21 protein-coding genes and 6 pseudogenes are annotated in these 24,891 nt (G+C 61.5%); all 27 read left to right on the top strand.

Going from position 1 to position 24,891, the window contains the following annotated elements; genetic code table 11:
• Positions 1-275 (top strand): hypothetical protein (locus ACESY8_RS16615; protein ID WP_498794874.1); only part of this gene is annotated, 275 nt, incomplete at its 5' end.
• On the top strand, positions 262-408 hold the full coding sequence (locus ACESY8_RS16610) for a hypothetical protein (RefSeq protein WP_174888198.1): 147 nt from the start codon (positions 262-264) through the stop codon (positions 406-408). The genes ACESY8_RS16615 and ACESY8_RS16610, both read left to right, overlap by 14 nt.
• A 69-nt stretch (positions 409-477) precedes the next feature.
• Positions 478-948, top strand: coding sequence for a hypothetical protein (locus tag ACESY8_RS16605; protein WP_257592312.1), 471 nt, complete (start codon positions 478-480; stop codon positions 946-948).
• Positions 945-1,874, top strand: a complete 930-nt coding sequence (locus ACESY8_RS16600) for a hypothetical protein (RefSeq protein WP_054338450.1) — start codon at positions 945-947, stop codon at positions 1,872-1,874. The genes ACESY8_RS16605 and ACESY8_RS16600 overlap by 4 nt, the downstream gene beginning before the upstream one ends.
• On the top strand, positions 1,871-2,605 hold the full coding sequence (locus ACESY8_RS16595) for a hypothetical protein (RefSeq protein WP_009259884.1): 735 nt from the start codon (positions 1,871-1,873) through the stop codon (positions 2,603-2,605). The genes ACESY8_RS16600 and ACESY8_RS16595 overlap by 4 nt, the downstream gene beginning before the upstream one ends.
• Before the next feature lie 196 nt (positions 2,606-2,801).
• Positions 2,802-2,948: pseudogene (locus ACESY8_RS16590) on the top strand (DUF4314 domain-containing protein); the annotation flags it as partial.
• Positions 2,949-3,195: 247 nt separating this feature from the next.
• A complete protein-coding gene (locus tag ACESY8_RS16585; RefSeq protein WP_243427551.1) occupies positions 3,196-3,651 on the top strand; it encodes a hypothetical protein in 456 nt (151 codons plus the stop codon).
• On the top strand, positions 3,644-4,816 hold the full coding sequence (locus ACESY8_RS16580; protein ID WP_054338451.1) for an antirestriction protein ArdA: 1,173 nt from the start codon (positions 3,644-3,646) through the stop codon (positions 4,814-4,816). Before ACESY8_RS16585 ends, ACESY8_RS16580 begins: the two co-directional genes overlap by 8 nt.
• 7 nt (positions 4,817-4,823) lie before the next feature.
• Complete coding sequence (locus ACESY8_RS16575) at positions 4,824-5,822, top strand: hypothetical protein (RefSeq protein ID WP_054338452.1); 999 nt, start codon at positions 4,824-4,826, stop codon at positions 5,820-5,822.
• Between the two features lie 109 nt (positions 5,823-5,931).
• Positions 5,932-6,255: a hypothetical protein gene (locus ACESY8_RS16570; protein WP_054338453.1), complete on the top strand. Its 324-nt coding sequence runs from the start codon at positions 5,932-5,934 to the stop codon at positions 6,253-6,255.
• Positions 6,239-7,252 carry a DNA adenine methylase gene (locus ACESY8_RS16565; protein ID WP_498794873.1) on the top strand — a complete coding sequence of 338 codons (1,014 nt, stop codon included), beginning with the start codon at positions 6,239-6,241 and terminating at the stop codon, positions 7,250-7,252. Before ACESY8_RS16570 ends, ACESY8_RS16565 begins: the two co-directional genes overlap by 17 nt.
• 22 nt (positions 7,253-7,274) lie before the next feature.
• Entirely contained in the window at positions 7,275-7,643 is a 369-nt protein-coding gene (locus ACESY8_RS16560) for a hypothetical protein (RefSeq protein WP_054338454.1), read from the top strand.
• Positions 7,640-8,305: a hypothetical protein gene (locus tag ACESY8_RS16555; protein WP_204681195.1), complete on the top strand. Its 666-nt coding sequence runs from the start codon at positions 7,640-7,642 to the stop codon at positions 8,303-8,305. The genes ACESY8_RS16560 and ACESY8_RS16555 overlap by 4 nt, the downstream gene beginning before the upstream one ends.
• Entirely contained in the window at positions 8,302-9,318 is a 1,017-nt protein-coding gene (locus tag ACESY8_RS16550) for a hypothetical protein (RefSeq protein WP_054338456.1), read from the top strand. Before ACESY8_RS16555 ends, ACESY8_RS16550 begins: the two co-directional genes overlap by 4 nt.
• A complete protein-coding gene (locus ACESY8_RS16545) occupies positions 9,315-10,112 on the top strand; it encodes a class D sortase (protein WP_204681193.1) in 798 nt (265 codons plus the stop codon). Before ACESY8_RS16550 ends, ACESY8_RS16545 begins: the two co-directional genes overlap by 4 nt.
• A 129-nt stretch (positions 10,113-10,241) precedes the next feature.
• Entirely contained in the window at positions 10,242-11,030 is a 789-nt protein-coding gene (locus tag ACESY8_RS16540) for a hypothetical protein (protein WP_054338457.1), read from the top strand.
• A gap of 73 nt (positions 11,031-11,103) precedes the next feature.
• Positions 11,104-16,305: pseudogene (locus tag ACESY8_RS16535) on the top strand (SpaA isopeptide-forming pilin-related protein).
• 70 nt (positions 16,306-16,375) lie between these two features.
• Positions 16,376-16,720, top strand: a complete 345-nt coding sequence (locus ACESY8_RS16530) for a DUF3852 domain-containing protein (protein WP_054338458.1) — start codon at positions 16,376-16,378, stop codon at positions 16,718-16,720.
• A gap of 14 nt (positions 16,721-16,734) precedes the next feature.
• Positions 16,735-17,622, top strand: coding sequence for a conjugal transfer protein TrbL family protein (locus ACESY8_RS16525; RefSeq protein ID WP_054338459.1), 888 nt, complete (start codon positions 16,735-16,737; stop codon positions 17,620-17,622).
• A pseudogene (locus tag ACESY8_RS16520) lies at positions 17,619-19,298 on the top strand (DNA cytosine methyltransferase). Before ACESY8_RS16525 ends, ACESY8_RS16520 begins: the two are co-directional and overlap by 4 nt.
• Positions 19,299-19,769: 471 nt before the next feature.
• Positions 19,770-20,579: pseudogene (locus ACESY8_RS16515) on the top strand (helicase HerA domain-containing protein); the annotation flags it as partial.
• Between the two features lie 102 nt (positions 20,580-20,681).
• Positions 20,682-21,179, top strand: a pseudogene (locus ACESY8_RS16510) (VirB4 family type IV secretion system protein); the annotation flags it as partial.
• Positions 21,179-22,261, top strand: coding sequence for a M23 family metallopeptidase (locus ACESY8_RS16505; RefSeq protein ID WP_054338460.1), 1,083 nt, complete (start codon positions 21,179-21,181; stop codon positions 22,259-22,261). The pseudogene ACESY8_RS16510 and the gene ACESY8_RS16505, both read left to right, overlap by 1 nt.
• Positions 22,262-22,267: 6 nt before the next feature.
• A complete protein-coding gene (locus tag ACESY8_RS16500; RefSeq protein ID WP_243427537.1) occupies positions 22,268-22,852 on the top strand; it encodes a hypothetical protein in 585 nt (194 codons plus the stop codon).
• A gap of 7 nt (positions 22,853-22,859) precedes the next feature.
• On the top strand, positions 22,860-23,120 hold the full coding sequence (locus ACESY8_RS16495; RefSeq protein ID WP_204681189.1) for a DUF6103 family protein: 261 nt from the start codon (positions 22,860-22,862) through the stop codon (positions 23,118-23,120).
• On the top strand, positions 23,107-24,459 hold the full coding sequence (locus tag ACESY8_RS16490; protein ID WP_054338461.1) for a hypothetical protein: 1,353 nt from the start codon (positions 23,107-23,109) through the stop codon (positions 24,457-24,459). The genes ACESY8_RS16495 and ACESY8_RS16490 overlap by 14 nt, the downstream gene beginning before the upstream one ends.
• Positions 24,456-24,891, top strand: a pseudogene (locus ACESY8_RS16485) (hypothetical protein); the annotation flags it as partial. The gene ACESY8_RS16490 and the pseudogene ACESY8_RS16485, both read left to right, overlap by 4 nt.

Below are 24,891 nucleotides of genomic sequence, written 5' to 3'. Positions count from 1 at the left end.
GCGCCAAATCAGGCGCCCCCTTTTTCTATGCCCAGATTTTATTTCATTTCTGCGCCCACAAGCCGTACGCCCCGGAGCACCCGGCGGAACCGCCGCCCAGGCCGGTATGCACCTGCTCCCCCCTCTGCGTGGGCTGCCCCTACCCCGCAAACGGCTTCCTCTGCTGGGGGAGGGATGGAAAGTGCCTGCGCTCGGAGATGCGGCGGCTCAATGCCCCGGACAGGTGGGCAGAGCAAGAGACTAAAGAGGAGATTCACACAGATGAATCCATGTAACAACCGCTTCCTCCTGCGGCCGGCCGCCCGTGAGGAGGCCGGCCTGTTCTATTCAAATGAGCAGGCGGACAGGGCGCTGGGCACAGTGGGCCATGTCCGGATGAACTTTGGCTCCAGCGGCAAGGGGTTTTAACATACCTGGTGGCCTCACAATGGGGAGCAGTTCAACACGCCGAAGTTCAAGGAGGCCCTGCAGCAGTTCGTGGACGCCGTGCGGGAGGATGGGCCGTTGAAGGATCTGTCGTCTATGGGCCAATTCTGCCGGCAGAACGGCGGGGCCATCACGGAGGACGGCCGGAGCTATGGGTATCTGGCGGAGATGGGCAGCTACCGCTTCTGCCTTCGCTGTACCCCCAGCCCTGGGGAATACCAGTGCTATCTTTACTGCTATGACCTGCGCCAGCAGACGCTGAACAGCCCGGTGGGCCGGGTGTCCTTTACCAACGGCGAGCACATGGAGTTCACAGCCCCACAGGATTACCTCCGGACGATCCGTGAGGAACTGCCCACAAAGGATGGGACCGGCTTCCGCTTTGAGACCCTGACGGGTGACCCGGCGGTGCACAAGGCGGTGGACGATATGGCCTATGACCTGTATGGGGAGGAGAACCCCAGGCCGCTGGAGGATTACGTGTCCCGCCAAGGGCCGGAGATGGGAGGGCAGCAATTATGAGTGCGCGAAACAAGAGGCCGGTCATCCAATGCGTTCTCAGCAACGCGGCGCATCCGGAGTACAGCCAGGCAACCATCCCCTTCCCCATCCCCGTCCAGGAATATGGGTGTACCCTGGAGCTCCTGACCGCTATGGGGTTAGGCCATCCCACAGAGCGGGACAGCCGGGTGGACGAGCTGGAGAGCGGCTTCCCCATCCTTAAACGCCTGGAGAAGGTGGGCGCCAATCTGGACGAGCTGGACTACCTGGCCCGGCGGCTGGACAGCTTTGACGACTATGAGGCCGCCCAGTTCCAGGCTATGGCGGTCAGGCTGGGTACGTTTGATATGACGGACTTCATCAATCTTACCTTCTGCTGCCAGCAGGCCACGGTGATCACGGACTTTTCGGATTTGGACGCTGTAGGCCGCCAGCATTACATGACGCTGGAGGGCGGCTGTGCCAGTGAGGAGGAGCTGGAACAGGTGGATGGCAGAGCAGCGGCCTTGAAGTTGATCCTCAACAAGCATGGCACTATCACACCCTATGGCGTGGTTTATGATAACGGTATGGAGCTGGAGAAGTTCTACAAGGAGGGCGGCCCCTTTCCGGACTATCTTGACCGGGAGTTCGTCATACTCCTGGAGGCATCCTACGGCGAGGGGCAGAGCACACTGCTGGTTCTGCCGGACAGCCCGGAAAGGCTGGAACGTCTCCTGTGCCGCACCGGCATCCGGGACAGCCCCCACTTTTGGATAGTAGACAGCACCCTGCCCGGCGAGGTCATCAGCAGCATTCCGGCGGAACGCCTGTCCATCAATGGCCTCAACCGGCTGTGCCAGGCGGTTGAGCGGATTGCACCGGAGGATTTGAAAACTCTGGTACAACTGCTGGCCGACAAGGACCACCCCAGCCAGGGGCCATCCCTGGGCGGGCTATCCATGTGAACCGAGGGGGAGAGAATATACAGAAAAAAGAGTTTATCCGGCAGATCAATGAACTGGTTCCCAGGCCGGACCCCGTCACCACCGAGGCACTGTACCGCTTTGACCGGGAGTGTGCGGAGACGGAGTACATCGATATGCTCACCGCCCTGCGAGTGGTGGCGCGGAATTTCGGTGAGGAAACCCTCCAGGGCGCCTATGAGGTCATCCAGCACCAAAACGCCGCTCTGCCCAGCGAGCTGTTCGCCGCCGCCGTCTACTTTCAGGCCGGGCGCACACCGGCAGAGGTGTCCGGCCTGGCCAAGGAGGGCCGGCTTATGGGCTTCTTTGGCCCGGAGCGGCCGGAGGAGCCCAGCCGGATTGCGACCTGCACCATTGTGGAGTCCGGGCAGGAACAGCGGTTTTACACCATGGACTTTGGGCGCTTCAATCCGCAGCATGCCTTGAAGCGGGCCATCACATACGGCCGGGAAACAGGCATATCCGCCACCCAGGCCATGGCCCGCCTCACCATGGATCAACCGGAGTTTGCCGAAAAGCCCGGCGGGCCCCGCTGTATCCTGGACGGCCTGGGCTCAGAGCTCACCGAGGCGTTGTTCCAGATCTCGTCAGCCTGCCCCGCCGTGGCCGCCCATATCACCTGTAATGCGGATCTGGGTATCACAGAGGTGGCCTATTATCCGCTGTGGCTGGAGCGGAGTCAGAGTCAGGCGCCCATGCAGCCGCAGATGTAAAAAATGCTGGATATTACGGGCACACTGTGGTATGTTGTGTGCTTACCAGAAGAAAGGACGGGAAAGAACTATGAACTATCAGAGGAAACAGAGCATGCACAGGGACTCCGTTGAAGGGCGGCTTCCGCTTTGGAAGCCCCCCCCCCCTTTTCTATCCGAATGACACTTGAGACAAAATGAAGGGAGACAGATCATCATGCAGGGTGTATCGAAGGAGTGGCTGGATTTCCTGCGGAATCAGTTCCCCGCGGGCAGCCGGATCCAAACATGGGAGCTGGATGATCCCAGAAACACGCTGGAGGAGGCTGGTACTCTGGAGCACATCGATGACTCGGGCCGGTTCCACGTCCGGCAGAGCGACGGAGGTGAGTGCGTCCTGACCCTTGGGGAGGAGATGTTCTCCGTCCACCCGCCTGAGTCCACCCAGCTCAAGCTGTACATGCCCCTCACCGCCAGCTTCTATGCCCGGAATGAGTGGGGAGATTGGGATGAGACGGGTGAAGAATGGGACGGCAGAACGCTTCTGGACTATGAGGACAGGATCCTGGGCTTCATGGTGCGGAACCGGGTGCCGGAGGAGGCGGGGCCTCATGCTCTGGTGCGACAAGGAGTTCCTGGACGTCAAGGTGCGCTCCGCCGTGTTTACGGCAGAGGCCAGAGACGGCAGGCTGTGGGGCGTGGCGGAGTGCCAGGTCGTCGGCCAGCTCTCTCCGGAGGAGCTGACAAGCCTGAAGGACTATCTCACCGGCCAGGCTGCGGACGGCGTTGGCGAGGGCCTGGAGCAGCAAGCGATTCGCGTAGACGGCGGGGAGCTCTATGTCCACCTGTGGCAGCCGGGGGGCTGGAGCATCCAGACGGAGGCAGAGCAGTTCGGGCAGACGCAGGCCCAGGAACCGCACGATAACGGGGCCCCCGCCGAAGCCCAGCACAGCGTGTTCGGTGGGGAGAGGAGTTCCGGCGAAATGAGTGAGCCTTGCCCGCAGGGCGAGGCGAAGGATATGAAGCGCGGAACGACGATGACGATGGGAGGGATGATACTTGAATAAGGTATTTACAGTGTCCCTGTGCAATCCGGACAAGGATACTTATGTGACACTGGAGCTTCCGGCAGACCCGTATACGGTCCTGGATGCCTGGGAACGGCTGCGGCCCGCGCCGGACACCAGAGTGGAATGGGAGATGGAGGACTATGGGGAATTCCCTGTCCTGTTCCCTGTCCTGCAATCTGGCGAGGGCTTCCCCGCGCTCAATGCCCTGGCGGAGCGGCTGGCCAGCCTGGACAGCCGGCAGCGCACTGCATTCGAGGGGCTGGTCAGGCTGGAAAGCAGTCGGAGCGGTGTCATCCCTCTGCGCACGTTTACCGCATTGGCGGAACAGGCAGAGCACTGCCAGGTGGTGCCCGAGGCCACGGACGACGCCTCGTTGGGCCGGGTTTACGCGGCAAACGGTTCCATCCCCGAGGTGAAGGATGTGCCGGACAGGGTGTTTGAACTGCTGGACTTCCAGCGCCTGGGCCGCCGGGTCCGTCAGTCGGAGGGCGGGATCTTCACCAGGCAGGGGGATGTGGTACCGGATGGGAACTGGAAGCCCGCACAGGGGCAGGAACTCCGCAGCGCGCCGGAGGCCCCGACTGGCTTCTTTCGGCTGGAGCTCCGGCTCGGGGAGGAACGGGCGGAGCTCACCCTCCCCGCCGGACAGGAGCTGGTGGAGGTGCGTGACCAGATGGAGGCTGTGGGCATCTCCAACTGCACCGTCACCGCCTTCCACAGCCGGGTGCACCAGCTCCCGGCGGCGTGGGCAGCCCCGGGGCGGCTGGATACCTTGAATTGCTTGGCATCGCAGCTGACAGTGCTGGCGGAGCGGGACTCTCTGGCCCTGATCAAGTACAAGGCGGTGCTGGAGGCCTCGCCCCCCGCCAGCCTGGAGGATGCCATGGCGTTGACGGAACAGCTGGACGCCTACAATCTGAATTGGGCCGCCGCCTCCCCGGAGGACGTGGCCCGTGGGGAGCTGCGCCGCTCCATGGGGGAGGAGAATGCCGCCCTGCTGTGCCGGTACCTGAACCTCTACGGCTACGGCGAGGCGCTGATCCAGCAGTACGGGGGCGAGCTGACAGACTACGGCCTGCTGACCCGGGCGGATGGCCAGCCGGTGCAGAAACCGCTGCCGCCCCAGCCCACCCGGGGCGGCATACAGATGGAAATGAGGTGAAACGGCCATGGACAAAACAGGACTTTTACAGCTCCCCGGCAGGCCGGAGGAGCAGGCATGGCTGCGGGAACGGCTGGAGGCGCTGACCGTGCGGGAGGGGATCGCCCTGGAGGCAGCCATCCGGCGTCATCCCGTCCAGGCCAGCACGGAGGCGGTCAGCCTGCTGGCCAACCTGGACGAGTATGATGCCATCGGAGGAATCCTCAGTTATGAGGACTTGGGTCTGTATTACCTGGAGGAGACCAACGCCAGGCTCCTGGCGCTGCGGGACTATATCGACCTGGACAAGCTGGGCAGGCAGTATGAGGCACAGCACCCCGGTCGGTTCGCAGGGGGCTGTTATGTGGTATATCCGCTGAAGGGGGTGCCGGGCTTCTACGACGGGGTCAACCTGCCGGGGCCAGACTACAGCTGGAGCCTGCGGCTGAAGCTGGCCTCATCCGCAGTGCCGGAGGGAGTGTGGCTGGCCCTGCCGGACTACAACGACGTCACGGATGCCCGCCCCGGAGAGATCCGGCTGGCCCTGGACGCTCTGGGTGTGCAGACCATCCGGGAGTGCACCCTGCTGGAGGCCCGGTGCAGCCTGCCGGGGATCACCGGCCTGGAGGATGCATATAGGGGACGGCTGGAGGATCTCATCTATGACGGTCAGAACCTGGGATTTATCCTCCAGGAACAGAACCAGGGGCAGAAGGGGTTCCTCCAGGCCTATCTCTGGATACTGGAGTATGAGCACTGCGCCACCCTGCCCGCCGCCCTGGATTTGGCGCAGAATCTGAACCGCTACCAGGTGGTGCGGGCGGATCAGCTCCAAGACATGGCGCGGATGGATCTGCGCGTGCGGTTGGGGTGTGTGGATCGGGCCCTGTCAGGCTGCATTGATCTGGAACGGTACGGGCTGGATTTGCTGCGGAACAAGGGCTATACCATGACAGAGGACGGATGTGCATACATTGCCAGGCAGCAGACGCAATCCCAGGCGCCCAAACAGATGCAGCAGATGTAACCCCAGATCAAATCTATATCAAAACGAAACAGGGGCCGTTTTCCCGGAGGGGACAGCGGCCCCTGTTTTTTGTGCCCTTTTTCGGGAGGACGGCCCAGAGGAGGACGTCATGAAAGCAAAAGAAAAGGAGCTCCTGGAGTATCTGCAGCACTACTGCCCCGGCCGGGAAAACGCCATCAGCGGCAAACATCTGAAAAAGAGGTTCCGTGTCCATGAGGCAGAGCTGCGGAAGCTGGTCCATAACCTGCGGGTGGATGGGGCGCCCATCTGCAGCGACCGCACCGGCTACTTCTACCCCGCAAACAGCGGGGAGGTGTATAGCACAATCCTTCAGCTCCAACGGATGGAGCTCGGGCTGCGGATGGCATCCTCGGGCATGACCCGGGCTATGGGCGCCTTCCGCCTGCATGGGGGAGGTGAGGCGGATCGCTAAGCCCTTCTTCCCCTGGGTAGGTGGGAAGCTGTTCCTGCTCCCCTATATTTTCCAGCTGTTCCCCAGAAGGGCGCCCCGCCTGCTGGAAATCTGCGGCGGCAGCGGCGCGGTGACCCTGGGCCTGGGCGCCGGGTACGCCCCTCTGCGGGTGTACAACGATATCGACGCGGATCTGGCCAACCTGTTCCGCTGTGCCCGGGACCGGCCCCTGGCGCTGCTCAGGGAGCTGGACTTCCTGCCCCTCCATGCCCGGGCGGACTTCGAGGTGGTGCTCCGCTTCCTCAACCACGGGTATGCCCCCATGGACTACCTGAAGGAGGAGCTCCAGATCGCAGAGGACTACCTCCCGCCCTTGGACAGGCAGGAGGTGAAGAAGCTCCTGGTGGGCCGGGCCAACCTGCCGGACGTACAGCGGGCTGCGGCCTACTATCTGAGTATCCGGTACAGCTACAGCGCCACCGGGAACAGCTTCGGCGGGCGCAGCGTGGAGCTGCCCCGCTTCCCCGGACTGCTCCGACGCGCCTCGGACGCACTCCAGGGCGTGGTGGTGGAGAACAAGGACTGCTGCGACGTGGTCCGGCAGTACGCCCGGCCGGGTGCGGTGATCTATGCGGACCCGCCCTATCTGGAGGCGGAGAGGATGTACGCCCCCTCCTTTGCCCTCCAAGACCACGTCCGGCTCCACGACTGCCTGTGCGCCCCGGCGGCGCGGGACAGCCACATCGTCCTGTCCTATAACAGCCATCCGGACATTCTGGACCTCTTCGCCCCGGACTTTTACATCGTGGGCTTTGACCGCCCCAACCCCATGGCCCGGCAGGAGGACGCCAGGTACCACGAGCTGCTCATGACCAACTTTGACCCCGGCCCTATGCTCAACCACCAGCTCTCCCTGCTGGATGACCCCGGACTGGCATCCAGCGACCGGCCGGAGCTGCGGATCTTGTCCGCCCCCGCCGGGCGGCTGCCCCGGGTGTGGGACTGGCCGCAGGACTAAGAATACGAGGTGAAAACAGAAGATGAAATTTACCATCTGCCATGACACAAGCAAGAAGACCCTGGCCATCCCCCGGGCCGCCCTCCAGCTCTCCGGACTGGAGGACGCGGGGCGGCTGGCCCTGCATACAGAGCACGGCTGCATCGTGCTTACCCGGCAGGAGCCCACTGCAAGGGAGCAGTTAGAGGCCATCCGGCTGCTCCATGATCTGAACGTCGGCATGGTTGTCCGCTTGGCCCTGGACAGCCGGCCGGCCAGCGGCATGCCGTGCAAAAGGGTGTCCGAGGTATTCCGATCCTATGACGCGGAGTTCCTGGACATGCTGGAGCACTGCGGCGTGGATTTGTTCGGGCTGGGCGCCCTGCTGGCCCGGGAGGAGGACGCCCAATGAACCTGCATTACTACACCATGGACGACCTGCGGCTGGGCCGGGGCGGCTGCCTACAGAAAGGCTGGACCATCCGGCAGGCCCAGGAGCTGGAGGAGGCCCTGGAGCACTACCGTGGCATCCCCATTACCAAGCGGAAGGTGCTGGGCCTGACGGACGGCTTCCATGTGCTGGAGCTGGTGAAGAACGTGCCACTCTTCCCGGACGACCCGGAGGGGGAGGACGTGCTAGCCTCGGAGCTGGGGGAGCTGCTGCCCACCTGGGCAGACACGACGGAGGCAAGACAAGCTGTCCGCACCTGTGTGGAGGCTCTGGGGCTCCGCTACCAGATTGAGGGCAAGATCCTGGCCCCCATCCCCGTCAACAAGAAGCAGCGCCGCAAAAAGCTGGCGGGGAAATATCTATGGCCCGACGTCCCCGGCAATCCGGCCTCAGCCCTCCGGTGGGTGTACTTGGCCGGGAAGGGCTGGCTGGCCCCCACGGTGCTCAAGGAGCACCCTCCCGTGCTGCCCCTGGTGCTCAAGGTGCGGGCGGACGGCATCACGGACAAAGGTGACTACCGTCCTCTGGAGCTGGAGCCCTGGGAGTTTCGCCTCCTGGCCCGGCGCACCCTGGAGCGGCTGGAGCAAAATATGACAAAATGTGAAGGAGGAACCCCATCGTGAAACGCACCATTCTGAGATGCGCCGCCGGCCTGTTGATAGCCGCGGCGCTGCTCCCCACCGCTTTTGCCGCCGACCCACTCGAGCTCACACAGCCCAATGGGGCCCCCGCAAAGTCGCAGACTTTGTGGGGAGAGGAGGAGCAAGGGAGCGGCGCGAACTCTGCCCGACAGGGCGGGGCGAGCGGAGCGGACTTTGTGACGACGAGCTATCCCACCTCCGTCACACGCAGTGAGGACGGGGCGGAGATCCACAAGGTCTATGACCTGTCCCCGGAGCAGGACCCTGCCGGTATCCCCCGGTCGGACTTTGAGCAGGACGGCTTCCACTACACCCTGACAGACCTGCTCCAGCAGGAGCTGCCGGAGTATGAGAGCCGTCCGCACACGGAGACGGTATCGTTGGAGAGTAAAAGCAAGGATATGGAATCCGTCCTGGCCCTGCTGCCCCAGGAGAAGGAGTTCGTCACGGAGGACGGACTGTCCGGCACCCTGTCCCTCCAGCTGGACACTGTCCAGGTGGAGGCGGCGGGCTACGGCAGCTCCACCCGGGAGGTGTCCGCCACCCGCTCCTACCCCAACCTGGCCAGCCAGGATACTGCCAGCATCCCTAAGAGCATAGAGGAGGACGGGCGTCCCCTCACCCTCCAAAATATTGACTGGCGGACGGACAACACCGCCAGCGTGGCCGGTTACGCCATGGGAGACCGCTACACCGCCGTGGCCACCTACACCGGCACCGCCACCAGCAGCTATGTCACCGGCTATACCGTCACGGCAGACTACAGTGGTACCGTCAGCCGCATCGCCCTGAACCGGGTGCGTTACGTGGCGATTTTTGAGGGGGAACCTCTGGAACCCGCCGTACCCATGGAGGAGCCTGGGGACGGCCTGGCCCAGTTCAACTGGGCGGCCATCCTGCTCCCGCTGGGCGTGGTCTTCACCGTGGGCGGTGTGATCGGCGCCTGCCTGTTCGTCAAACGGCGCCGGGAATCCAAAGAGGAGGATACGGAATGAAGAAGCTGACAACCCTGTGCCTGGCCGCCTGCCTGGCGGCAGCCATGACCACCCCGGCCTCCGCTCTGGACTATACCATTGACGCACCGAATGCTTCAGACTACGGCAAGCCCACCTCGGTGGAGGTGGTACACACGGCAGATGGCGGGCCCCTGAAAAATGAGGACGTCAGCAAGAATGCCGCCCTCATCCCGCCAGGCTTCGGCAGCGCCAGTGCGGATACCCTGAACACCGGAACTTGGCTTACCCCCAACCTGGCCCCGGAGGGCATGGCAGTGGGCACCGTCAACGGCAGCGGGACACCCATCGTGTTCCCGCCCTTTGTAGATACCAACAGCTCCACTCCGGCTACCGAGGAGGAGCAGACCACCTCCCTCGGCTATACCCCGGTGACTTCGGATCTCTACTATTCCGGCGGATACCTGGGGACATTGAGAATCCCCGCCATCGGCCTGAGCGTGCGGGTCTATGAGGGTACAGACAGCTCCACGCTCATGAAGGGCGCGGGACATTTCAAAGGAACCAGCATCTGGGATGGAAACTGCGCCATCGCCGGGCACAACCGGGGGGTACGGGATGACTTTGGGGATCTCCACACCCTGGAACGGGGAGATACCATCACCTGGACCACCAAGCTGGGCGCCCGCACCTATGAGGTCACCAGTGTGCAGAAGGTCAAGGAGACGGATACCAGCGGCACCGCACCTTCCATCGAGAACATGCTCACTCTCTACACCTGCGTGCGTAATCAGAGGGCTTACCGCTGGCAGGTGCAGGCGGCGGAGGTTGTGTAACCTGCTTTGTTTTGCGGGCTCATTTTCTCCACCGGGAACCCCCTTTGCTATAGACTTTTCCCCAGATTTCCGGTATGTTGTTGCTGTAAGGAACACAAGGACAGCAGAGAAAAGAAGGAGGTCAACCGTATGAAAAGGAAACAGCTTATTACGGCGGTATTGGCAGGCGTTTTGATGGGAGCAACCCTGGTGGGGCCCGCGTCAGCGGGGGTGGCTGCCCTCACTGTAGCGCCAAGCACCCAGACCTTCTATGTGGACGGGAAACAGGTGGATCTGGAAGCGTATGTCATCAACGGCCACAACTATGTGCAGCTCCGGGACGTCGGCCGGGCGGTGGACTTCGGCGTGGTGTATGACCAGGGCACCAACCGGGTTCTGGTAGACACCAGCTCCCCTTACACAGAGGAAGGCGCGGCACCCGCCCCTTCCGGGGTAGTCACCATCCCCCAGTCGGACGAGCCCCTCCGGCTGAAGGAGGGAGACAAGGTGCTCTGTGATGACGGTACCACCTATGAGATCACGGACCTGCGTCTGTGGGAGGAGCCGGAACCCCTGCCCGCCTATGACCAGACGCGCTTCCTGGAGCTGGAGTTGCCGAAGGCCGAGGTGCGGAGGTTCCAGGTTGAATATGGGGATGACCTGTTTATCCGAAACCTCTATGAGACGCGGCGGATGGAGTACACCATCTACAACGCCGCGATGAACTACCCAGAGCTGTGGGCGGATGGCACCCCCACCCTCAACCTGCACCTGGGGATCTCCGTGCAGAACGCGGTGCAGATGTTCTGGCCCTGGCAGGAGGATCAGCTCACCAAGGTGTTCTGCTCCGCGCCGGGGGCCCGGTTCGAGGTGGAAGCCTGGGATGTGTACCACAACGGAAAATATCTCTATACCGAATATAATATCAGAGGGACGTGACCCAACAGTGTCCCAAACAAACCAGCGGGAGGCGGCAAGCCTCCCGCTTTTCGCTTAGGAGGAATTTTTGACTATGAAACGGATCATCAGCCTGATGCTCACCCTGGCGGTGGCCCTGTCCCTGCTGGTCCTACCGGCGGGTGCCGCCTCCACCCCGGAAGAGGCCCTGGGTGAGGTCAACATTTACAGCGGCGGCTATTCCATGAATTATCTGGCCGTCAACGGCAGGGTGCAGACCCAGTCGTATACCTACTTTCTCTACCGCAACAGCGCCGGGGAGACGCAGGAAATCCCAGCCTATTGTGTAACGCCAGACCAGTACGGCGTACCACAGACGGTTCCTGAAGGGGAGAGCATCCGCTATCTGGCAGAGGAAAAGGCGTCAGACCCTAAAGTAGTGGGCCTGGTGGCCAACATGTACCCCCACCGCTCCCTGGCGGAGTTGGGCCTGAGTAACAAGTACCAGGCGTTTTACGCCGGCAAGATTGCCCTGTGGTGCTACCTGATCCCCGAGTGGGATATCAGCGACGTCACCGTAGCCCCCGGCCTTACCGGCCCGGAGAGGGAGATTGGGGAAAGCATTCTCAATGCTGCGGTCAAAATCTATACTCAGGGTACCACATGGACCAGCGTGGCAGAGCCCCAGCTCACCACCTCCCCAGATCAGGAGGCAGCCTACCCCGTCACCATTGATGGGGCCGCCTATCGCCAGCAGGTATTTACCGTCACTTCCCCTACCTGGGTGGACGGACAGGCTGTCAATGTATCGTTCCAGGATGGGACGGACGTGCCGGAGGGCGCCCGTATTGTGGATGAGAACAACCAGGACATTACCCAGGTCAAGGTCTCCAATACCGGAGACGGCTACAAGGGGATCTTCAAGGTGCTCTACCCAGAGGACAGTGTAGCGGGCCAGAGCGGCAGCGTCCAGCTCTCCCTCTCAGCCGATGTGTACCAGTACGTCGTGTTTTACGCGCTCTGCCAGGAGGTTGACCAGTACGGCAACCTCCAGAGCTACCTCTGCGACACGGATCCCAAGGTCAGCCTGCTGCGAAACGCCATCTCTAACTATTCGGATACCGACGAGCCGGATGACCCGGACAAGCCTACACCCCCTCCCAGCGAAACCGCCCTCAAGATCACCAAGTATGAGGCGGGCACCACTGTCACCCTCTCCGGCGCCACCTTCGAGGTGGTGGGCCCGGATGGGGACACCATCGGCATCTACACCACGCCGGAGTCCGGTTCCATCACCATCCCTCTCACAGAAGTGGGCAATTACACCATCTATGAGCGGGTGCCCCCGGAGTATCATCTGCTGGACGAGGAGCCGGTCAAACAGGTCACTGTGAAGTATGGCGAGGTGGCCGAAGTCGCCTTTGAAAACGAACCTTACGGCGATCTGCGGATTGAGAAGATTGACGGGGCCACCGGGGCCAGCCTGGCCGGGGCACGGATTCAGATCAAGCACATTGAGAGCGGCGCGACCTATACCGGTACCACCGGCACCGGCGGTTCCTATACCTTCACAGAGCTGAAGCCGGGGGCATACGAAATCCGGGAACTGTCCGCCCCGGAGGGGTGGGAGCGTGACCCGCAGACCTACACCACCACTGTGGTGGCAGGGGACTGCGTCACCTACAGCCTGAAGAACGAGGCTCTGCCCGGCCTGAAGATTATCAAGTACGACCACCTGAGCCATGAGACCATGCCCGGCGTTACCTTCCGTATCTGGCGGGATGGGGAGCTGCTGGGGGACTATGAGACGGACGCCCTGGGAGAAATCCTGCTGACGGACTGCCGGCCGGGCACCTACCGTGTCCAGGAGGTGGACACCGGAGACAGTGGACATCTAGTGGATTCCACCCCGCAGGAAATTGAACTGAAGGCCGGAGACGGTATTAAGGAGCTCTACTTTTTTAACGATCAGAAGCCCGGGATCTGGCTGGTCAAGGTGGACAGCGCCGACCCGTCCAAGGTGATCCCCAACGCCAGGTTCCGCATCGAGGCTGTGGACGGCAACTTTGGCCCGGCGGAGTTCACCACCGACCAGAACGGCGAAATCGACCTGTCTGAACTGCCCACCGGAGCTTATGTGGTGACGGAACTGGACTGCCCGGGCTACATCATCGATGAGGCCCAGCGCATCATCCAACTGGAGGCCAACCAGACAGCCCGGTTTGTGTTCACCAACTCCATCTAGCCCTCCCTGCACCTCATCAAACTAAGCGCGGACGGCTCCAGGCTGGCCGGCGTGACCTTCCGCATCGCCAAAATTGAGGATGGCACCCACTACCTGGATCGCACTACCAATGAACAGGGAGAGATCCTGATCTCCGACTTGGAGCTTGGCGTTTACTCCATCCGTAAGACGGCCACACTGGGGGATCATCTGCTGGATCCTACCGAGCATCATGTGGAGCTCTTCCCCGGCAAGACCAGTACCATTGTTCTGGAGAATGACCGCCGTCCGTCCCTGACCATCCATAAGAACGACGCCGATACCGGAGATCCGGTAGAGGGCGTCGTTTTTACGGTCAAGGTGGCTGATGGTAGCACCGTCACCGAAGTCAAGACCGGACCGGATGGCACGGCCACGCTGGAGCATCTGCTACCCATCGTGTATGAGGTCACTGAAAAGTACGTCCCCGAACCCTATCTGCTGGACGCCCCCAGCTAACTTATCACGCTCTATCCAAACAAGGACAGCGATATCTATTTTGTGAACCACAAGAAGCCCTCGCTGACCATCGAGAAGATCGACAGCATCACCGGAAATCCCATCAAGGGGGCAAAATTCCAGGTCTGGTATGGCAGCAACGACACAGAGACTGGTGAGCTGAACGATTTGGGGGTCTACTATACCGACGAGGATGGACATATTGTGCTGGAGAACGTCAAGGACGGCTGGTACAAGGTCACGGAACTAAAGCCGGCCTCCGGCTATCAAATCAAAGAGCCGGCTACCCAGGAATGCTTCATTGAGGCCGGGACTTCTAAGACCTTAACCTTTGAGAATACCCCTCTCTCCGCATTGATTGTCTACAAGTATGATTCTGTGACCGGCGAAGCGGTCGAAGGAGCCGTGTTTCAGGTTAAATACCTGAGCGGCACCTCCGGCACCGGTGGAACGGTCATCGGCACCTATAAGACCAGTGTGAATGGCTCTTTCACAGTCACAGGCCTGGAGGCCGGCACCTACGTGGTTGAGGAGCTGGCCAGTGACAGCGGCCACGTGATCGACACGGTGCCGCAGACTGCTTATATCAGCGGAAAAGACCAGGATGTGGTGGAGCTGTATTTCGGAAATTCTCCCAAAGGCAGCCTTCTGATCAAAAAGATTGACGCTTTCACCCGCGAACCCTTGTCCGACGTGAAGTTCTTTGTTACAGAGAGTAACGGGACTGTGGTGGGCGATAGCAACGGCTACCTCACCACTGACTCCACAGGTACCATCCTGATTGAGGGCATCGACCCCGGCACAACTCTGGTGGCCAAGGAGACCATTGCCAAGGACGGCTACCTGCTGGATGACACCCCGCAGACCGCGGAGATCAAGGCCGGACAGACCGTTACCCTGGAGTTCCGCAACCAACCAAAGGGCAGCCTGGCCATTCACAAGTTGGATTCCGTGACCCGTAACCCTCTGGAGGGGGTGGAGTTTGAGATCACCTACTCCGACGGTTCCTATGTGGACGCCGGGAATGGAAGCCTGTCCAGTAAGGGATTGTACCATACCGATAAAAACGGGCAGATCATGCTCAGCGGCATCACCGGCACAGTGGTGGTAATGGAGACCAAGACCATCGAAGGTTATACCATAGACGAAGAGACCCGCACGCAGACGGTGGTCATCAACCCCAATGATACCCAAACACTAACCTTCTACAACACGCCGTCGGGCGGCTTCCAGATTATCAAGGAAGATGAGGACAGCGGAAAACGCATCGGCAACTGTACATTTGAGATCCGCAGATTGAACGATGCCCTTGTGGGCACCTACACCACCGGCTCCAACGACACATTTACGGTTGACCTGGAGGAAGGCAGCTACTATGCGGTGGAAGTCAAGGCCAATTCAAAATACCGCCTGAACGATACTCCGCATTATTTTGAAGTGGAGAATGGAGAGACGACCACACTCCGGGTCACAAATGAACGCCTGAGCGGTATCCTGCTGCACAAGATTGACAGCACAACCGGCGAGGGCATCTGCGACGTGAGCTTCCTCCTGTACGATGATACCAACACCCCCATCGGCCAGTACACCTCGGATGACCGGGGGTATGTGCTCATTGAGGATCTGGAGGCCGGCCGCTACTACCTGCGGGAGTTGGAGAACGAGGGCTACGTCCCCGACACGGAGAAAAAGACGGTATATGTGGAGTCCGGGTAGACCACCGAGGTGGAGTGGGAGAACACTCCCATCACCGGGCAGATCCAGGTGACCAAGACCTCGGCGGACTACAACAGCGTCAACGGCTGGCCCGCCGGAACCCCCATCCCCGGCACAGAGTTTGAAATCTACAGCGCCCAAACGGAGAGCCTGGTGGACACCATCCAGACGGACAGGAACGGCGTGGCCTCGTCCCGGCCTTTGCCCTTGGGCCGGTACAAAATCGTGGAATCCAAGGCCGCAGACTTTTTCAGCCTGGACAAGACCCCCATCGAGGTGGAGCTTGAGTTCGCCGGCCAGATCGTCAAGGCAGCCATGACCAACAAGAGCCTCTATACCAATGTGTCCATCCAAAAGACCGGCTATGTGGAGGTCATGCCCGGCCAAAAGATCCGCTACGATTTCAGCGGCATCGCCAACAACTCCACCACCAGTCTCACATCGTTCTATTGGCGCGATACCCTGCCCGGCCAGGCGGTGCGGCTGGACAAGATCGTCACCGGCACCTACAACGTGCCGGGCAATTATAAGGTTGTCTACAAGACCAACCTGAGCGGCGGCACTTGGCGCACCTTGGCGGACAACCTGAGCACCCAGCAGAACTATGTGTTGGACGCCTCCAAGGCCGCCCTGGGCCTGGCCTCCAACGAGTACGTCACCGAATTCATGGTATCCTTCGGCGTGGTGCCCGCCAACTTCCGGCAGGTGGAGGCGCCCCAGGTCTATGCCACCGTCTACGCCTGGCTCACCGGCGGCAGCCAATTCGTCAACCAGGCAGATGTGGGCGGGGTCTACAACGGCCAGTGGATCATGGCCACCTCCCGGTGGGTGACCAAGGTCTACAAGCTCTCGGAACCTCTGCCCCGCACAGGCTACTGATTTTAGTCAATCATACCCATGAGGGCCGCCCTAACTGGGCGGCCCTGCTCATTATGTGGAGGTGTATCACATGCCCCTGAAGAAAAAGTGTATCCGGATGCTGCTCCTGGCACTGGTGGTGGCCGCCCTGTGTGTCATCCCGGCCTTCGCATCGTCCTCCGCCGGCAACGTGGCGGATGCAGTGGAGCAGACCTGGACGGATGCCGCCGGCCAGATTAAAACCGTGGTGGATACTGTGGTGTTTCCCGCCCTCACCATGGTGCTGGGGATTGCATTCTTTGTCAAGGTGGCACTATGCTTCTTCGACTACCGTAAGCACGGCCGGTTTGAGTGGACGGGGGCGGCCATCCTGTTCGTCTGCCTGATCTTCGTGCTGCTGGCCCCCAATTACATCTGGAATATCGTGGGCATCTGAGGCGGTGAAGGCGAGTGTTTATTTGGGACTTTGTGGCCAACCCGGTGATGGAGTCCATCCTGGACTGGTTTTACAGCCAGATGGTGGGCTTCCTGGGCGCCTTCTTCGCCCAGATGGGGAACATGGGGGTGGAGCTGTTTGACCTCTCCTGGGTGCGTTCGGTGGTGCGCTTCTTCTCCCAGTTGGGCTGGGCCCTCTTTGCCGTCAGCGTGGTGGTGTCCGCCTTTGAGTGCGGCATTGAATATGCCTCCGGCCGGGGCAATCTCCAGCAGCCTGCCCTCAACGCACTCAAAGGCTTCTTCGCTGTCAGCCTGTTCACTACCGTACCCGTCCGGCTGTACGCCCTCTCCGTCTCCCTCCAGGGTACCTTCGCCATGGAAATCACAGGGGCGGGAAAGAGCATCGGGGAGCTGGGCAATGAGATCCTCACAGGCCTTGAGGGGGCTAGCCTGATGGATATCGCGGCCCAGGCCAAATGGGGCCTGGGCACAAACCCCATCATGCTCCTCTTCGCCATGATCCTCATGGCCTATGCGGTGATCAAGGTGTTCTTCTCCAACCTGAAACGGGGCGGCATCCTGCTCATCCAGATTGCCGTGGGTTCGCTATATATGTTCTCCATCCCCCGGGGCTATACGGACGGCTTCACCCAGTGGTGCAAGCAGGTCATTGGCCTGTGCCTCACCGCCTTCCTCCAGGCCACCATTCTGGTGGCAGGGCTCATGGTGTTCAGCGACAAAGCCCTCCTGGGGCTTGGCCTCATGCTGGCCGCCGGAGAGGTGCCCCGCACTGCCGGGGCCTTCGGCCTGGACACCACCACCCGCGCCAACATCATGAGCGCCGTCTACACCGCTCAGGCTGCCGTCAACACCACCCGCACCATTGTCCAGGCGGTAAAATGACCCTTACCCTAGGAAGTTTGTTTGACGGGATCGGCGGCTTTCCGCTGGCCGCCATACGGCAGGGGATCACCCCGCTGTGGGCCAGCGAGATTGAGCCCTTCCCCATTCAAGTCACGAAACATCATTTCCCGGAGATGCTCCATGTGGGGGATATCACCAGGCTGGACGGGGCGAAGCTGCCGCCGGTGGACATTATCTGCGGCGGCTCACCCTGTCAGGACTTATCCGTGGCATCCTGTACCCGCGCCGGACTGGCCGGCGTACGGTCCGGGCTGTTCCTGGAGCAGATCCGGGTGACAAAGGAGATGCGGGATGCGGATATACGACGAGGGCGGACAGGCAAGTCTGTTCGCCCCAGATGGTTCTGCTGGGAGAATGTCCCCGGCGTGTTCAGCAGCGGCTTCCCCAAAGGGGAGGACTTCTGGTTCGTCCTGGAACAGATCGCCGGAATTGCAGGCAATTCCATACCTTTCACTCGACCTCACCCCTGGGGCTGGCAACCTGCTGGGAAATTACGAGTGGGAGCTGCGTTCTCCCTGGCGTGGGGGGTCTTCGACGCTCAATACTGGTCCGGCACCCCCCAGCGGAGACGCAGGGTGTTCCTTGTCGCGGATTTTGCAGGACAATCCGCCCCGAAAATACTATTTGACCAGGAGAGCCTGCCTGGGCATCCTGCGCAGGGCGACGGAGCGGGTCAAGCCTCTCCCGTCCCAGCTCCATGCGGCCCTCCTGGTGCAGGCGGGGCTGATCAGTCAGGATAATATATCACCAGGCAAAGAAGCATCTGGTCTGCCTTCTCTTCTTGGAAATTGCCTGACGCCGTGGGACACGCAGCAGGCACGTATTTTTACTCCAGACAGCGTCGCCCCAACGGTCGCCGGGGCGGACGGCGGCGGTGGGCGCAATCCAGCTGGGCTTCTTTTTGCCGCTGGTTTCTTGGCCGGACAAGGCTCCGCAGCCGGAGGGATCGGTTACCAGCCGGAGTGTTCCCCAACATTGAAAGCCGCGGAAAGCGGCAGCAATATGGTTCCCTCCGTCCTCTGCCTCAATGACCAGGGCGGCAGCGTGATGGACTGTTCCGAAAATATATCCGGTACCCAAATGGAGCTTGTGAGGACGAAGGAACAGGGACACCAGCCTCTGGTTTTTGAGAACCACGGCATTGACAGCCGGTACACTGGGCCGCACCCGGTCGCGCCCACACTATCCGCCAGGGCTGGTACCGGCGGCAACAACCTGCCTCTGGCCCTCCAGCCGGAGCCAATCATGTGTATTTGCGGCAACGTCATTGACCGGCAGCCCGCAATGGAGGCAACGGCATCGGGATTCAGACGGATGTGGCCTATACCTTGACTGATGCAGACCGGCACGCTGTTTTCCGCCGACAGTGGGTGGACAAGTTCAGGGAGGGGAAGAGCGCTTCCACCCAGAGCGCCCGCCAGTGGAAGGACGCCACCGATCTGGTCTGCCAGCCAAGTCGTGATACACTAGCGGTTTTCCTGATCCGGCGCCTCACTCCACTGGAGTGTGAGCGGCTTCAGGGGTTCCCAGATAGGTGGACAGACCTGCCCGGCGCCTCGGACTCCGCCCGATACACAGCCCCGGGCAACAGCGTGGCTATCCCCTGTGTGGAGTTCATCATGGCCGGAATTGCCCGGGCGGCGGAGGGGGATTAGCACTGTTGCTTATGCTTGGTTTCCGGCGGGATCTTTGTTGGTGTTGGTCATAGCTATTTGCCGGTGAGATCGGTATACTTGCGTTACCATAAGAGGGAGTTGCGATATGGAAGAAAAAGTGAAGAACCTCTGTGCTCCCATCCCCGCCGGGCTCCACGCCCGGGTGCGGGAGGCTCAGGAGGCGTCCGGCCAGACCCTGGGACAGTATATGACCTGGCTGATCCAGACATTCTACGACAATCAGAAGGAGGAAACTACGATGAGCGGAGACAAGAGAACGGTGGCATTCCAGGTACCCGGCGAGCTGTTCGAGAAATTCAAGGACTACCTGCAGGAGAAGGGCATCAAGCAGAACGCCTTCTTCCTGGACTGCATCCACAGGGCTCTGGCAGACGCTCAAGAGGAGCGAGAGGACGCTGCCAATGAGGGGCACGCGGAGCAGGAGGGCTGCATCCCGGAGGAAGCCGCCGCCGTCAGCGGGAGGGCTTCCTCTCCGCCAACCCGGCGGGCCGGAACGCCCTGGGCGCCCAGTTTGAGCGGGTGCTGCCCGCCAGCTCCACCGCCAACCTGTATCCCATCAACTACTCCGGCCGCAGCGATCCCCATGGGTTCTACATCGGCAATGACCACTATGGTGCGGATATCCTGCTGGATCTGGACCGCCGCACACCGGACAAGACCAACTCCAGCGTGCTCATCCTGGGCAACTCCGGTGAGGGCAAGAGCTACCTGCTCAAGCTGCTCATCTGCAACCTGCTGGAGAGCGGCAAGACGGTGATCTGCTTAGACCCGGAAAATGAGTTGCTCTATCTCTGCGGCAGGTTAGGCGGCTGTTACGCGGACCTCATGGGCGGGCAGTTCCGTATCAACTTTTTGGAGGCCAAGCGGTGGGATGTGGATGGAGAGGACAATCCGGACGCGCCAGCGGCATTCCGGCAGAAATCCCCCTTGTCCCAGCACATTTCCTTCCTCAAGGACTTTTTCCGGGCCTACAAGCCCTTCACCCACCAACAGGTAGATACCCTGGAGCTGATGCTGGAACGGCTGTACCGGAAGTGGGGTGTTTCGGACAAGACGGACTTCTCTGCCATAGGGCCGGAGGACTGGCCCATTGCGGAGGATCTGTACGCCGTCCTGGAGGACGCCTATGAGCACTATGACCGGGAGGACAGCCCCCTCTATCCCAGGGAGCTGCTGCAGGAGCTCCTGCTGGGGCTCCACTCCATGTGCTGTGGCGCGGAGAGCGTCTACTTCAACGGCCGCACCAATATCTCGTCGTCACAAGCTGCGCCGCGCTCGTTTCCGGCTAAAGCCGAAAAGCTCGCTCGCTCCGCTACTCCTCCTCTCCCCACAAGTCCAACGGACTTGCGGGGACCCCAATGCCGCTTCCTGGTGTTTGGCGTCAAGGACCTGATCCGTGCCAACTCCTCGGTCAAGGACGCCCTGCTGTTCAACCTGCTGTCCTACCTCAGCGACCAGCTCCTCACCAAGGGGAACACCGTGGCCGCTCTGGATGAGCTCTACCTCTGGCTGTCCAACCTGACCACCATTGAGTACATCCGCAACTGCCTCAAGCGGGTGCGAAAGCGCAATTCCGCATTGATTCTGGCCAGTCAAAATCTGGAGGATTTCGATATCCAGGGGGTACGGGAGCTGACCCGGCCCCTGTTTGCCATCCCCACACACCAGTTCCTCTTCCATGGCGGCAAGGTGGACCGGAAGTTCTACATGGATAACCTCCAGCTGGAGGCGGCGGAATATGACCTGATCAGTTCTCCCCAGCGGGGCGTCTGCCTGTTCAAATCCGGAGCAGACCGCAACCTGCTGGACGTCCACGCCCCGCCCCATAAGCACGCGCTGGTCACAGGAGGCGGAGGATAATGGACGCTCCAGCCCTGGTGCTCAAGGCTGCCGCGTCCATTCTCACCAATGAAAAGAGACGGAAAGCTGTGGGGTGGGTGCTGGCAGACGTACTCTCTCCCATCATTCTCCTTTTGGCCTTCTTCTGCGCCACCTTCTCCGGCGGGGCGGAGCACAACCGCACTGTGGTGGATCTGTGCTTTCACGGTGGGGCCATCCCGGAGGACACCTCGGCGGAGTATCAGGCATACATCCAGGAGATGCAAGACAGCTTTGTCCTGCTGGATGCCGCCATGCAGACCGTGGAGGGCCAGATGGGGGACGGAGACAGCCTGGACGACATCCGGGTCAAGGCGGTGTTCTTCGCTCTGTACTTCGGCGCGGATGACCCGGCGGCCCACGCCGGGCAGGCCTTTGTGGATTGCTTTGTCACCTATGAGGAGCGCACTCGCACGGTGACCACCGTGGATGAGGCGGGGAATGAGGTGGAGACCCAGGAGACCTATACCGTGGCCGTCCCAATCTCAGATTTCCAGCAGGTCTGGCAAAACATCCGGCATCTCACCGGAGCGGAAACCACACCGGAGCAGCAGGCCAATGCGGACAGCGTCTACAATGTCGTGAAGTATGGTGTATCCACCGGTATGGAGGGCTGGATCCCCGGCGCCGACGTGCCCTTCATCGGGGCGGACGGCTTCTGCTCCCCCATTGGTGCGGGCTGGGAGAGCCGGGTCACCTCGGAGTTTGGCTACCGGAGGGACCCCTTCACCGGGGAGACCCGGGGCCATACCGGCATGGATTTGGCGGTACCCACTGGCACCCCCGTCCGGGCGGCCCTGCCCGGCACTGTTGTTGCAGCCCAATATCATAGTAGCTACGGCTACTACGTGATGATTGACCACGGCAGCGGCCTGTCCACCCTCTACGCCCACAACTCTCAACTGCTGGTGCGGGTGGGCCAAACGGTGGAGGCCGGCGACATCGTATCTCTGTCCGGCAGCACCGGCCGGTCCACCGGCCCGCACCTCCACTTCGAGGTGCGGGTCAATGGACAGAGAACAAACCCCAGATACTACCTGCCAACCACATCATACGAGGAGTGAGAGAATATGAACCCAACCCAGAATATGGCTTGCCTTATTGCCGCCTATGAAGCAGCGGCGGGGCTGCCGGACAGCGAACGGATCACCCGGACAGATGGTACATGGAGGCCAGGGGTGACGGAGCAGCAGGCGGCGTCACTTTACTGGCAGGCACAGGCCTTGCTGACTCCGGAGACCAACCTGCTTTCCATAAGCCGCGAGGCGCCGATCGACCAAATGCGGGACAGTCTGCTGGCCAGGGAATTGATCGTAGGAGACACGGTGCTCTTTGCCGCGACAGAACCCTACGCAGGCCCCGGCGATTTTACCCTTCGCGCCGGCGTCATTCAGTCCATCGACCCGGAACGCAAAACCTGCTCCGTACAGGGACGTTTTTTCCCGATGGACGATGTTATGTACTGGGGCGGTATGATTTGGACTTGCATGAGACTCACTATGGCGTCCCCTGTGTCCAGCCTCTGCTGGGGGAACACCCTGCGCTGGCAGAGCGGTATCTGCGTGAAGCAGAGGCCCGGTGGAACACCCAATGCGGGCAGCCTGCAGCTTCATCAGAGGTTCCGAAAAACACGATGCAGACGATGGGAGGCATGAGCTGACTATGGAAAAAACAGAACTGACGGTGAGCATGGAACCGGAGCGGCTGGACGCGCTCCGGTATTTTCTTGCCGCCAAGAACAAGCGCACGCCCCAGAAGGAGCTCCAGCGGGCGCTGGAGGAGCTGTACGAGGCCTACGTCCCGGCGGAGACCCGGGCCTACCTGGACGCCCGGTGCCGGCCGGACCGGGACAGGCGTCGGCGGCCGGCGGCATCCAAGGCCACACAGATGCAGAAGGAGGAAGCGACACATGGAGACCATTGAACTGAGCGGCCGCACTGGCCAGGAGGTCTATGAGGAGCTGAAGCACCGGCTGGAGGGCATGGGCTATCTGCCGGACGAGTATTTTCTGCTGGACGCCGACTGGGAGGACGGAAGGGTGATCCCCAGGAATGCGGATCTCTTCTGCACCACGGACTACGGGGACAGCGAGGGGATTTACCTGGATGTGTACCTGAAGTGGTATGGGGAGGACGGCAAGCCTGTGATCAAAAGCTTCGCCACGGGCAAGACCCTGGGCGAGAGCGGCGCCGATATGGACCGGATGTTCCTCATCTCCTCCGCCATCACCAAGGCGTTTCACGGTGAGCAAGGTGCCTATGCCAGATACCGGCAGATGGAAGACGGCACGAAAGCGGAGGGGGCGGTGCTCCACTTCACGCCGAAGGAGAGACGGGTGCTCATGGACGCGCTTTTGGAACAGCGGATGCGGCAGGAGAAACAAATGACGGGTACGGAGCAGCTCCTGCGCCGCATGGCGGGCAGCATCACCGCCTACATGGACGAGGTGGGCGCCCGCCCCCTGCGCATGAGCACGGCGGACCGGGCCCTGCTGGCCGTCCGGGATGGGGAGCTCTATGCCTTTTCATCCCTGGCAGTCCAGATCTCGAAGCCGGAGGAGCGGGGCAGCCTGCTGGCCGCGGCGGCAGGCAGGCCAGGCCCAGTGGGCAGACGGATGGCCAAACTGATGCTTGGGACAAAGTCACCCTACCCGGAGGACGTCTGGCTGGATGCCTGCAAACGGGCGGTGGATACCGGGGATCTCCAGCGGGTGCAGATGATGCTGGATCGGACAATGGACAAGGTGGCCAACCCGTCCCTCGCCCTGCCCGGTGAGGTGCTCCGGTACGCCTTCGGGCAGAACCGCGCCATGGCCAGGGAGCTTATCCGTTGGGCCACGCCGGAGCAGGTTGCCGCCGCACCCTCCAAGCTGCTGTGCGGCGCCGCCTATGCCCGTGATCTGCCCATGCTCACGGAGCTGCTCCAAAAGGGCCTCCAGCCGGGTGACCAGGCCGCCCCCCTGCTGCGCCCTCTGCTCGCTGCGTACGACGAGCAGAGGGTGGCGCATCTGCTAAGGGACAGCCTGCGGGTGCAGCCGGAGGACTATGAGGCTATGAACGTGTGCCTGCAGGCGCAGGCGGCGGCGGAAGCCCTGCTGGAACAGGGTATGAAGCTGGACGGCTACCTGGCGTGGGCGGCAAAACAGAACGTCCTTCTGGACACGCAGGCCCAGGAGATCCTGGACCGCCTGGCGGAACAGCAGGCCCAGGTAAACAGCGCGCCGGAGCAGAATGGGCCTGTACTAGGAGGGATGAGCCTGTGAGTGTTCCCGTACTGACCCACCGCAGGGATCTGCGGCAGGGGGATTTGGTGTTCCCGGGGGAGATCCTGCGCATCGGCCACACGCTGGATTTCCAGCTCGACTGTGTCAGCAAAGAAGTTCAGCAGGAGGTGTTTGGCCCGGAGCTGGATACCAGTTCACTGTGTGACTGGCTGAACCTCCATACTGCCTATGATTTTGCGCTTCAGGATGTGGCGGACCACATAGAAATAACCCTCTGCCGGAATTTTGGAGAGGAGGGGCACCCATTCACGTATCCGCTCAATAGGGCGGAGCGGGACGTCCTGTGCGGGGAGATGGAGGCCTGCTGCCAGCTCCGTACCGGCCGCACACTGGCACAGCAGTACAACCATCTGCTGGTGCAGAAGGAGGTGGAGCCGCCGGAGCTCACGGCTGGGACGCGCCGCATCCCCG

It is taken from the genome of Clostridium sp. ATCC BAA-442 (assembly GCF_964239415.1).
GTDB lineage: Bacteria > Bacillota > Clostridia > Oscillospirales > Oscillospiraceae > Flavonifractor > Flavonifractor plautii.
The sequence above is the reverse complement of the archived record's forward strand: the minus strand, read 5'-3'. Positions and strand labels throughout refer to the sequence as shown.

Coding starts and splice junctions, on each gene's coding strand:
- ACESY8_RS16530 (WP_054338458.1), top strand. CDS start 16,376: ATGCCCCTGAAGAAAAAGTGTATCCGGATGCTGCTCCTGGCACTGGTG.
- ACESY8_RS16570 (WP_054338453.1), top strand. CDS start 5,932: ATGAAAGCAAAAGAAAAGGAGCTCCTGGAGTATCTGCAGCACTACTGC.
- ACESY8_RS16490 (WP_054338461.1), top strand. CDS start 23,107: ATGGAGACCATTGAACTGAGCGGCCGCACTGGCCAGGAGGTCTATGAG.
- ACESY8_RS16505 (WP_054338460.1), top strand. CDS start 21,179: ATGGACGCTCCAGCCCTGGTGCTCAAGGCTGCCGCGTCCATTCTCACC.
- ACESY8_RS16575 (WP_054338452.1), top strand. CDS start 4,824: ATGGACAAAACAGGACTTTTACAGCTCCCCGGCAGGCCGGAGGAGCAG.
- ACESY8_RS16545 (WP_204681193.1), top strand. CDS start 9,315: ATGAAGAAGCTGACAACCCTGTGCCTGGCCGCCTGCCTGGCGGCAGCC.
- ACESY8_RS16585 (WP_243427551.1), top strand. CDS start 3,196: ATGCTCTGGTGCGACAAGGAGTTCCTGGACGTCAAGGTGCGCTCCGCC.
- ACESY8_RS16600 (WP_054338450.1), top strand. CDS start 945: ATGAGTGCGCGAAACAAGAGGCCGGTCATCCAATGCGTTCTCAGCAAC.
- ACESY8_RS16555 (WP_204681195.1), top strand. CDS start 7,640: ATGAACCTGCATTACTACACCATGGACGACCTGCGGCTGGGCCGGGGC.
- ACESY8_RS16495 (WP_204681189.1), top strand. CDS start 22,860: ATGGAAAAAACAGAACTGACGGTGAGCATGGAACCGGAGCGGCTGGAC.
- ACESY8_RS16540 (WP_054338457.1), top strand. CDS start 10,242: ATGAAAAGGAAACAGCTTATTACGGCGGTATTGGCAGGCGTTTTGATG.
- ACESY8_RS16500 (WP_243427537.1), top strand. CDS start 22,268: ATGAACCCAACCCAGAATATGGCTTGCCTTATTGCCGCCTATGAAGCA.
- ACESY8_RS16610 (WP_174888198.1), top strand. CDS start 262: ATGAATCCATGTAACAACCGCTTCCTCCTGCGGCCGGCCGCCCGTGAG.
- ACESY8_RS16560 (WP_054338454.1), top strand. CDS start 7,275: ATGAAATTTACCATCTGCCATGACACAAGCAAGAAGACCCTGGCCATC.